Genomic DNA, 9,691 nt, shown 5'->3' on the forward strand with positions numbered 1-9,691 from the left:
GGGCCGATCCGCGCCGGTTTGGCGGGCAAACCACCGATTGCCTGGCGAAAGCGCCGCTCAAATCCCCAATTCAGCGACAATTGCCCTTACCCTGTCACGCGTGACCAGTCAACCGAATGACGGACATTGGCAGCGGCCCGGCGAATCCCCGGAGCCAACCCCGGGACGCCCCGCGACGGCGCGTGTGGTTGACCCCGAAGATGATCTGACGCCCGTCGGTTACCCCGGCGACTTCAACCCCTCCACCGGAACCACCACCGTCATCCCCTACATGGGCGACCACGCAGGCGTGGGCGGCCCCAGGGCGACGGGTTACAACGTGCTCGACCAGCAGGAGCCCCTGCCCTACGTCCAGCCGCAGTCCGCCCGGCACGCGGCCGCCGAGCCGGCCGAGATCGATGGGGACGACCACCACGACCGGCTGCACGACGTCGGCCGGCGCGGCACCCAGCATCTGGGTTTGCTGATACTGCGGGTCGGCCTCGGTGTCGTGTTGGCCGCCCACGGGTTGCAGAAGCTCTTCGGCTGGTGGGGCGGCTCCGGGGTGGGCGGGTTCAAGAACTCGCTGTCCGACGTCGGCTACCAGCACGCCGACATCCTCGCCTACGTCAGCGCGGGCGGCGAGCTCGTCGCCGGTGTGCTGCTGGTGCTGGGGCTGTTCACTCCGCTGGCCGCGGCCGGGGCGCTGGCCTTCCTGATCAACGGCCTGCTGGCCACCATCACGGCGCGCCCGCATCCGCACACCTTCACGTACTTCCTGCCGGACGGGCACGAATACCAGATCACTCTGATCGTCCTGGCCGTCGCGGTCATCCTGTGCGGGCCCGGCCGTTACGGGCTCGACGCGCGGCGGGGCTGGGCCCATCGTCCCTTCATCGGGTCGTTTGTCGCGCTAGTGGTGGGCATCGCCGCCGGCATCGCGGTGTGGGTGCTGCTCAACGGGGTCAACCCGATAGCCTGATTCCTCACTGATAGGGGTTGGGCACGCGCCCGGAGCTGGCCTCGGTCAGCTGAGGCAGGGTCGCGAACGTCACCGCGGGCAACCGCAAATCCGCGCCGCTCTTGAGGTGCGCGCGTGCCCAGGAGCCCCGATGGAAGCGCAGCCCGTCGATGTCATCCCACTGCACCGTCTGGCTGCCCAGCAGCGTGCGGACCGTCACGCCTCGATCGTCGGCGACGGTGCGTTGTCGGACGATCATTGCCGACAACAGCACGGGTATCACCAGCAGCGGCACGGACAGCGGCCACAGCATCACCGGGATCAGCAACCCCAGGGTCAAGAATCCGACGGCAAGGTGCGCGATGGGGGAGACCTTGATCACCACGGGCGTGTGGGAAGACGAACCGGTAGCCACCCGACCATCATTTCACCCGGCTCGGGGCACCGGATCTCCGCGCGAGCCGACGGCAGCGGATTTGACTGCTGAGCTGTGCGAAGGCTACCGTCGGACGTTATGGATACCGCCGGACAGCCCGGGATGCTCGTAGTAATTAGTCGGCGCGTTGGTGCCTGACTAGCCTCTTCGGCATTTGAAGCTATCCAGACCAACGCGCAACCCTCGTGCAGCAGAAGAGCTGTCGGGGGTTTTTTGTTGCCCCCAGCGAGACTCCCAGAGTGAATAAGGACGAAAGACAGTGAGCGCACCAACCAGGCAGCACGCCACCCAGCCGGAGCGTGCCGCTGACATCGCCTCGGACGCGGCGGAAACCCCCGCCGCCGCCCCCACAAAGAAGCCGAAACGTGTTGGGCCCGAGAAACTTACCGGCGCCCAGTCGGTGATCCGGTCGCTGGAGGAACTCGGCGTCGAGGTCATCTTCGGGATTCCCGGTGGCGCCGTGTTGCCGGTTTACGACCCGCTGTTCGACTCGAAAAAGCTTCGCCACGTGCTGGTTCGCCACGAGCAGGGCGCCGGCCACGCCGCCAGCGGCTACGCGCACGCCACCGGCAAGGTCGGCGTCATGATGGCCACATCGGGCCCCGGCGCCACCAATCTCGTGACACCGCTGGCCGACGCCCAGATGGACTCGGTGCCCGTGGTCGCCATCACCGGCCAGGTCGGTCGCACCCTGATCGGCACCGACGCCTTCCAGGAAGCCGACATCTCGGGCATCACGATGCCGATCACCAAGCACAACTTCCTGGTCCGCTCGGGCGACGAGATCCCCCAGGTGATGGCCGAGGCCTTCCACATCGCCGCATCGGGCCGTCCGGGCGCGGTGCTCGTCGACATCCCCAAAGACGTGCTGCAGGGGCAGTGCACGTTCAGCTGGCCGCCGCGCATGGACCTGCCTGGCTACAAGCCGAACACCAAGCCGCACAACCGGCAGATCCGCGAGGCCGCCAAGCTGATCGCGGACGCCCGCAAGCCCGTGCTCTACGTCGGCGGCGGCGTCATCCGCGGCGAGGCGACCGAGCAGCTGCGCGAGCTGGCCGAGCTGACCGGCATCCCGGTGGTCACCACGCTGATGGCGCGGGGCGCGTTTCCCGACAGTCATCGGCAGCACATGGGCATGCCCGGCATGCACGGCACGGTCGCCGCGGTGGCGGCGCTGCAGCGCAGCGACCTGCTCATCGCCCTGGGCACCCGCTTCGACGACCGGGTGACCGGCAAGCTCGACACCTTCGCGCCGGAGGCGAAGGTCATCCACGCCGACATCGACCCGGCCGAGATCGGCAAGAACCGCCATGCCGACGTGCCGATCGTCGGCGACGTCAAAGCGGTCATCGCCGACCTGATCGCGATGCTGCGGCACTACGAGCATTCCGGCACCGCGGCAATCCCAGACATGACGGAATGGTGGGCCTATCTGGACAGCGTCCAGTCCACCTACCCGCTGAGCTACGACCCGCAGAGCGACGGCAGCCTCGGCCCGGAATACGTCATCGAAAAGCTCGGCCAGATCGCCGGCCCCGACGCGGTGTACGTCGCCGGGGTGGGCCAGCACCAGATGTGGGCGGCGCAGTTCATCTCGTATGAGAACCCGCGCACCTGGATCAACTCCGGCGGGCTGGGCACCATGGGGTTCGCCATCCCGGCGGCCATGGGGGCCAAGATGGCTCGCCCGGAGGCCGAGGTGTGGGCCGTCGACGGCGACGGCTGCTTCCAGATGACCAACCAGGAGTTGGCCACCTGCGCGATCGAGGGCGTGCCGATCAAGGTGGCGCTGATCAACAACGGCAACCTGGGCATGGTGCGCCAGTGGCAGACGCTGTTCTACGAGGAGCGGTATTCGCAGACGGACCTGGCCACGCACTCGCATCGCATCCCGGACTTCGTGAAACTGGCGGAGGCGCTGGGTTGCGTCGGATTGCGTTGCGAGCGTGAGGAAGACGTCGAGGACGTGATAAACCAGGCCCGGGCGATCACCGACCGTCCGGTGGTGATCGACTTCATCGTCGGTGCCGACGCGCAGGTGTGGCCGATGGTGGCCGCCGGCACCAGCAACGACGAGATCCAGGCCGCCCGCGGCATTCGCCCGCTGTTCGACGACGAGAGCGAAGGGCACGCCTGATGCACACCCACACGCTGTCGGTGTTGGTGGAGGACAAGCCAGGTGTGCTCGCGCGCGTGGCGGCGCTGTTCTCCCGGCGCGGTTTCAACATCGAGTCGCTTGCCGTCGGTGCCACCGAGCAAAAGGACATGTCGCGCATGACGATTGTGGTCAGCGCCGAGGAGACCCCGCTCGAGCAGATCACCAAGCAACTCAACAAGCTGATCAATGTCATCAAAATCGTCGAGCTCGACGAGGGTGCCGCGGTGTCGCGCGAGCTGGCGCTGATCAAGGTGCGCGCCGACGCCGGCACCCGCAGTCAGGTGATCGAAGCGGTGAACCTCTTCCGCGCCAAGGTGATCGACGTATCGACCGAGGCGCTGACCATCGAGGCGACCGGTGACCGCGGCAAGATCGAGGCGCTGCTGCGGGTGCTGGAACCGTTCGGTATACGCGAGATAGTCCAATCGGGAGTGGTGTCGTTGTCCCGCGGTCCACGCGGCATCGCCACGGCCAAGTAACACACAAGGAGATATTCAACAGTGGCACTAGAAATGTTCTACGACGACGACGCAGACCTGTCGATCATCCAGGGTCGCAAGGTCGGTGTGATCGGTTACGGCAGCCAGGGGCACGCGCACTCGCTGAGCCTGCGCGACTCCGGTGTGCAGGTGCGCGTCGGGCTGAAGGAGGGGTCGAAGTCGCGGGCCAAGGTCGAGGAGCAAGGTCTGGACGTCGACACCCCCGCCGAGGTGGCCAAGTGGGCCGACGTGATCATGCTGCTGGCGCCCGACACCGCGCAGGCGGACATCTTCAAAAACGACATCGAGCCCAACCTCAAGCCCGGTGACGCACTGTTCTTCGGGCACGGGCTCAACATCCACTTCGGTCTGATCAAGCCGCCCGCCGACGTCACCGTGGCGATGGTGGCGCCGAAGGGTCCCGGCCACCTGGTGCGCCGCCAGTTCGTCGACGGCAAGGGCGTGCCGTGCCTGATCGCGGTCGACCAGGACCCGAACGGCAACGGCGAGGCGCTGGCGCTGTCCTACGCCAAGGCCATCGGGGGCACCCGCGCCGGCGTCATCAAGACCACGTTCAAGGACGAGACCGAGACCGACCTGTTCGGTGAGCAGGCTGTGTTATGCGGCGGCACAGAGGAATTGGTGAAGACCGGTTTCGACGTCATGGTGGAGGCGGGCTACCCGCCGGAGATGGCCTACTTCGAGGTGCTGCACGAGCTCAAGCTCATCGTCGACCTGATGTACGAGGGCGGCATTGCGCGGATGAACTACTCGGTGTCCGACACCGCGGAGTTCGGCGGCTATCTGTCGGGGCCGCGGGTCATCGACGCCGGCACCAAAGAACGGATGCGGGAGATCCTGCGCGACATTCAGGACGGCACGTTCACCAAGAAGCTGGTCGCCAACGTCGAAGGCGGCAATAAGGAACTCGAGCGGCTGCGCAAGGAGAACGCCGAGCACCCCATCGAGGTGACCGGCAAGAAGCTGCGCGATCTGATGAGCTGGGTCGACCGGCCCATCACCGAGACGGCGTAACCCGACGGCCGCTTGCCGGCCGGCGGCTTGCCGCTGCCGGCGGCCCTGCCGCTGCCGGCGGCCCTGCCGCTGCCGCGAGACATAAACCACGGCGACCGTTTACGGCGTGTCGTGTGCGTGGTTTATGTGTCGCGGAGCCGGCCGGCGGTTTCGACCACGCGGCGGGCCAGGTGGTCCAGGGCGTTCCCGGTGGCCTCGTCGAATTCGTGAATGTTGTCGTGGGTGGAGACCAGGCTCACCCCGTACGGGTTGCCGTCGACGAACTTGACCGGGTCGGTGTAACCGGGCGGCACAATGATGCCGCCGAAATGCATCAGGGTGATGTATAGCGACAGCAGCGTGGTTTCCTGACCGCCGTGCAGCGTGTTGGACGACGTGAACCCCGCGTACACCTTGTCCGCGAGCTTGCCCTCGGCCCACAGCCCGCCGAGCGAGTCCAGGAAGTTGCGCAATTGCGCAGCGGGAGAGCCGAAGCGGGTCGGCGAACCGAAGATCACCGCGTCGGCCCAGACGATGTCCTCACCGGAAGCCGCCGGAAGGTCCTTCGTCGCTTCGTAATTCGCGGTCCAGGCCGGGTTCTGTGCGAACGATTCCGGGTCGCGGGTCTCGGCGACGTGCCTCAGCCGGACTTCGGCGCCTGCGGACTCGGCTGCGGCGGCCACGCGTTGTGCCATCGCGGTGTTATGCCCGGTGGCCGAATAGTAGATGATCGCGAGTTTGGTCATCAGCGCATCGTAGGACCTCGCCGGCCCGCGCCCAACGGCCGTCGGCGCAGGTTACGGCAGTGGTGAGCCCGTCGATGCCCGTCGAAGGCAGCCGTTAGGCTGGCCGGGTGAATCTGCCTGTTGTATTGATCGCCGACAAACTCGCCCAATCGACTGTCGCCGCCCTGGGAGACCAGGTCGAGGTGCGCTGGGTAGACGGGCCGGACCGGGAGAAGCTGCTGGCCGCGGTGGGCGAGGCCGACGCGCTGCTGGTGCGCTCGGCCACCACCGTCGACGCCGAGGTGCTGGCCGCCGCGCCCAAGCTGAAGATCGTTGCCCGCGCCGGGGTGGGGCTGGACAACGTCGACGTGGCCGCCGCGACCGAGCGTGGCGTGCTGGTGGTCAACGCCCCCACCTCCAACATCCACAGCGCCGCCGAGCACGCGTTGGCGCTGCTCTTGGCCGCCGCCCGGCAGATCCCGGCGGCCGACGCCTCGTTGCGCGAGCACGCCTGGAAGCGGTCGTCGTTCAACGGCACCGAGATTTTCGGCAAGACGGTCGGGGTGGTGGGGCTGGGCCGGATCGGGCAGTTGGTCGCCCAACGATTGACGGCCTTCGGCACCCACCTCATCGCCTACGACCCCTACGTCTCGCCGGCCCGGGCCGCTCAGCTGGGCATCGAACTGCTGCCCCTCGACGACCTCCTCGGGCGCGCCGATTTCATCTCGGTGCACCTGCCGAAGACGCCCGAGACGGCGGGCCTGATCGGCAAGGAGGCGCTGGCGAAGACCAAGCCGGGCGTCATCATCGTCAACGCCGCCCGCGGCGGCCTGGTGGACGAGGCCGCGCTGGCCGAAGCGGTGAGCAGCGGACACGTCCGCGCGGCCGGTATCGACGTCTTCGCCAAGGAGCCGTGCACCGATAGCCCGCTGTTCGAGCTGCCACAGGTGGTGGTCACGCCGCACCTGGGTGCGTCCACCTCCGAGGCGCAGGACCGGGCGGGCACCGACGTCGCCGCAAGCGTGAAGCTCGCGCTGGCCGGTGAATTCGTCCCCGATGCCGTCAACGTCGGCGGCGGCGTGGTCAACGAAGAGGTGGCGCCCTGGCTGGACCTGGTGCGCAAGCTCGGGGTGCTGGCCGCCTCGCTGTCCGACGGGCCGCCGGTGTCGGTGTCGGTACAGGTGCGTGGCGAGCTTGCCTCCGAAGACGTTGAGGTGCTTAAGCTTTCGGCTCTGCGCGGACTGTTCTCGGCGGTGGTAGAGGGGCCGGTCACGTTCGTCAACGCGCCGGCGCTGGCCGAGGAACGCGGCGTCACCGCCGAGCTCGCCAAGGCCTCGGAGAGCCCGAACCACCGCAGCGTCGTCGACGTGCGCGCGGTCGCCCACGACGGCACCGCGGTCAACGTGGCCGGAACCCTGTCCGGGCCGCAGCTGGTGGAGAAGATCGTGCAGATCAACGGCCGCAACTTCGACCTGCGGGCACGCGGCACCAACCTGGTGATCAACTACGTCGACCAGCCCGGGGCGCTGGGCAAGATCGGGACCCTGCTCGGCTCGGCGGGCGTGAACATCCAAGCCGCGCAACTTTCCGAGGACGCCGAGGGCCCGGGCGCGACGATTCTGTTGCGGCTCGACCGTGACGTGCCGAGCGAGGTGCGGTCGGCGATCGGCGCGGCGGTGGGCGCCAACAAGCTTGAGGTGGTTGATCTGTCGTGAAACTCGCGGTTATCGGCGGCGACGGTATCGGCCCGGAAGTGACGGCCGAGGCGCTCAAAGTCCTTGACGCGGTGTTGCCGGGTGTCGAGAAGACCGATTATGACCTGGGCGCCCGGCGTTTTCACGCCACCGGTGAGTTGCTGCCGGAGTCGGTGCTCGCCGAGCTGCGCCAGCACGACGCCATTCTGCTCGGGGCGATCGGCGACCCGTCGGTGCCCAGCGGTGTGCTGGAGCGGGGTCTGTTGCTGCGCCTGCGTTTTGAACTGGATCATCACGTCAACCTGCGACCGGGCCGGCTGTATCCCGGCGTGAGCAGTCCGCTCGCGGGGAACCCGCACATCGATTTCGTGGTGGTGCGCGAGGGGACCGAGGGCCCCTACACCGGCACCGGCGGCGCGATTCGCACCGGAACGCCGCACGAGGTGGCCACCGAGGTCAGCCTCAACACCGCCTTCGGCGTGCGGCGCGTGGTGGCCGATGCCTTCGAACGCGCCCAGCGCCGCCGCAAGCACCTGACGCTGGTGCACAAGACCAACGTGCTGACCTTCGCCGGGAAGCTGTGGTCGCGGATCGTGGCCGAGGTCGGGGAGGACTACCCCGACGTCGAGGTCGCCTACCAACACGTCGACGCCGCCACCATCTTCATGGTCACCGATCCCGGTCGCTTTGACGTGATCGTCACCGACAACCTGTTCGGTGACATCATCACCGACTTGGCGGCGGCGGTGTGCGGCGGAATTGGCTTGGCCGCCAGCGGAAATATCGACGCCACCCGGACCAACCCGTCGATGTTCGAGCCGGTGCACGGCAGCGCGCCGGACATCGCCGGTCAGGGTATCGCCGATCCGACCGCGGCGATCATGTCGGTGGCGTTGCTGCTCGCCCATCTCGGCGAGGACGATGCGGCTAGGCGGGTGGATCGGGCTGTCGAGACCTATCTCTCCACGCGTGGGAGCGAACGGCTCGCCACCACCGAAGTCGGCGAACGGATTGCCGCCGGGCTGTAGTTTCCAGGCCGGGCGGGAGCAACCGCGCCGGCACGAATGGCACCGCGGCCACCGGAAACAGTCCGCACAATATCCACGCGTTCGGATATTTCGCGGCGGTGATCAACGCACCGAAGAGCGGTGGCGCGGCCGCGGCCAGCACCCGCTGGGTGGTGTTTTGAATGCCCAGGGCGCGCCCGCTCCAGAACGGCCCGGCGAATTCGGTGATGGCCGTGGCCTCCAAACCGTTGTCCAGCACGGCGATCACCGAGATGGCGACCATCAGGGGCGCCTGCCAACTCGAATTCAGGAGGTCGGCCCAGGCCAGCAGGAAGAGGGTGACCGCGGCGGCGCCCGCGATGATGCGGACCGGTCGCATGCGCGAGCCGATGCGGTCGGACCAGCGGCCCACCAGCACTCGGCCGAGTGCGCCCAGCAGCTGCGAAAGGGTCACCAGACTGCCGGCGGCCGCGACCGACCAATGCAAATTCTTGATCAGCCATACCAGCATGAACGTGACGGTCACCGTCTGCGGAACCATCATCAGGCCCGCCACCGTGTGAATTCGCCACAGCACCAACGACCCTCGGTAGGGACTTGCCAGTTCGGAATCGGTGGCCTTCTCCCGGGGCTTGCGCGGCGGGTCGATGATGCCGACCGCACTCGCTACCGCCCCGAACGCGCACGCCAAGGCCGTGAATCTGAGCCCCGCAGCCGGGCCGTGTTCGGCCAGCTCCGGAATTACCAGCGCTCCCAAGGCGATTCCGAGGGGTTGCGCGGTTTGGCGGAAGCCCATGGCCAGGCCGCGTTGGTGCGGCGGGAACCACGCCGACACCAGTCGCCCGCCGGCGGTGTTGCAACTGGCCGCGGCCATGCCGCCGAGGAACAAATAGACGGCGATCAACACCATCGAATGTGCCGAGGCCGCGGCGTAGGCCGCCACCGCGGTCAGCGCCGAACCCGCGGCCATCACCATCCGCTCGCCCACGCGGTCGAGCACGTAGCCCCACAACACCAGCGTCACCACCATGCCCCAGCTCGGCATGGAGGACAGCAGACCGGCCTCGTCGAGCGGGATTCCACGCGCGGTCTGTAGCGAGGGAATCAAGAACGCGACGCCGTTGATGAAGAGGAAGGAGCTCGCCGTGGCCACCAGCGATACGACCAAGGCGCATTTGGTTGAGCCTACTGATGAGCGGTTTGGGCGTCGCAAAGGCAGCAGGCACACGGTAATTACC

9 protein-coding genes are annotated in these 9,691 nt (G+C 67.6%); 6 read left to right on the forward strand and 3 right to left on the reverse strand.

Features of this window, described 5'->3' with window-relative positions; genetic code table 11:
• Positions 1-100: 100 nt before the first annotated feature.
• Positions 101-961: a DoxX family protein gene (locus tag A5697_RS25015; RefSeq protein ID WP_068012399.1), complete on the forward strand. Its 861-nt coding sequence runs from the start codon at positions 101-103 to the stop codon at positions 959-961.
• A gap of 4 nt (positions 962-965) precedes the next feature.
• Here the strand turns inward: A5697_RS25015 and A5697_RS25020 are convergent, their stop codons facing one another.
• Positions 966-1,325 (reverse strand): PH domain-containing protein, encoded by a 360-nt coding sequence (locus tag A5697_RS25020; protein WP_197501111.1) that lies wholly within the window; start codon positions 1,323-1,325, stop codon positions 966-968.
• Between the two features lie 361 nt (positions 1,326-1,686).
• Here A5697_RS25020 and A5697_RS25025 point away from each other — a divergent pair, with 361 nt between their 5' ends.
• Genes A5697_RS25025 through ilvC form a run of 3 tightly spaced genes read left to right on the forward strand, consistent with a single transcriptional unit; the run spans position 1,687 to position 5,048 of the window.
• Complete coding sequence (locus A5697_RS25025; RefSeq protein ID WP_369806151.1) at positions 1,687-3,513, forward strand: acetolactate synthase large subunit; 1,827 nt, start codon at positions 1,687-1,689, stop codon at positions 3,511-3,513.
• Positions 3,513-4,013, forward strand: coding sequence for an acetolactate synthase small subunit (gene ilvN, locus A5697_RS25030; RefSeq protein WP_067948358.1), 501 nt, complete (start codon positions 3,513-3,515; stop codon positions 4,011-4,013). The genes A5697_RS25025 and ilvN overlap by 1 nt, the downstream gene beginning before the upstream one ends.
• Positions 4,014-4,046: 33 nt before the next feature.
• Positions 4,047-5,048, forward strand: a complete 1,002-nt coding sequence (gene ilvC / locus A5697_RS25035; protein ID WP_156673441.1) for a ketol-acid reductoisomerase — start codon at positions 4,047-4,049, stop codon at positions 5,046-5,048.
• A 122-nt stretch (positions 5,049-5,170) separates the two neighbouring features.
• Here the strand turns inward: ilvC and wrbA are convergent, their stop codons facing one another.
• Entirely contained in the window at positions 5,171-5,773 is a 603-nt protein-coding gene (gene wrbA, locus A5697_RS25040) for an NAD(P)H:quinone oxidoreductase (RefSeq protein ID WP_068012402.1), read from the reverse strand.
• Positions 5,774-5,880: 107 nt separating this feature from the next.
• Here wrbA and serA point away from each other — a divergent pair, with 107 nt between their 5' ends.
• Both serA and A5697_RS25050 read left to right on the forward strand, forming a co-directional pair.
• The gene (gene serA, locus A5697_RS25045; RefSeq protein WP_068012404.1) at positions 5,881-7,467 is read left to right on the forward strand and encodes a phosphoglycerate dehydrogenase; all 1,587 of its coding nucleotides are present in this window, start codon (positions 5,881-5,883) and stop codon (positions 7,465-7,467) included.
• A complete protein-coding gene (locus tag A5697_RS25050) occupies positions 7,464-8,474 on the forward strand; it encodes a 3-isopropylmalate dehydrogenase (protein WP_067947623.1) in 1,011 nt (336 codons plus the stop codon). Before serA ends, A5697_RS25050 begins: the two co-directional genes overlap by 4 nt.
• Here the strand turns inward: A5697_RS25050 and A5697_RS25055 are convergent.
• Positions 8,374-9,666: an MFS transporter gene (locus tag A5697_RS25055; RefSeq protein ID WP_231972179.1), complete on the reverse strand. Its 1,293-nt coding sequence runs from the start codon at positions 9,664-9,666 to the stop codon at positions 8,374-8,376. The genes A5697_RS25050 and A5697_RS25055 overlap by 101 nt on opposite strands.
• Positions 9,667-9,691: the final 25 nt, after the last annotated feature.

Source organism: Mycobacterium sp. E3251 (genome assembly GCF_001666835.1).
Classification (GTDB): Bacteria; Actinomycetota; Actinomycetes; order Mycobacteriales; family Mycobacteriaceae; genus Mycobacterium.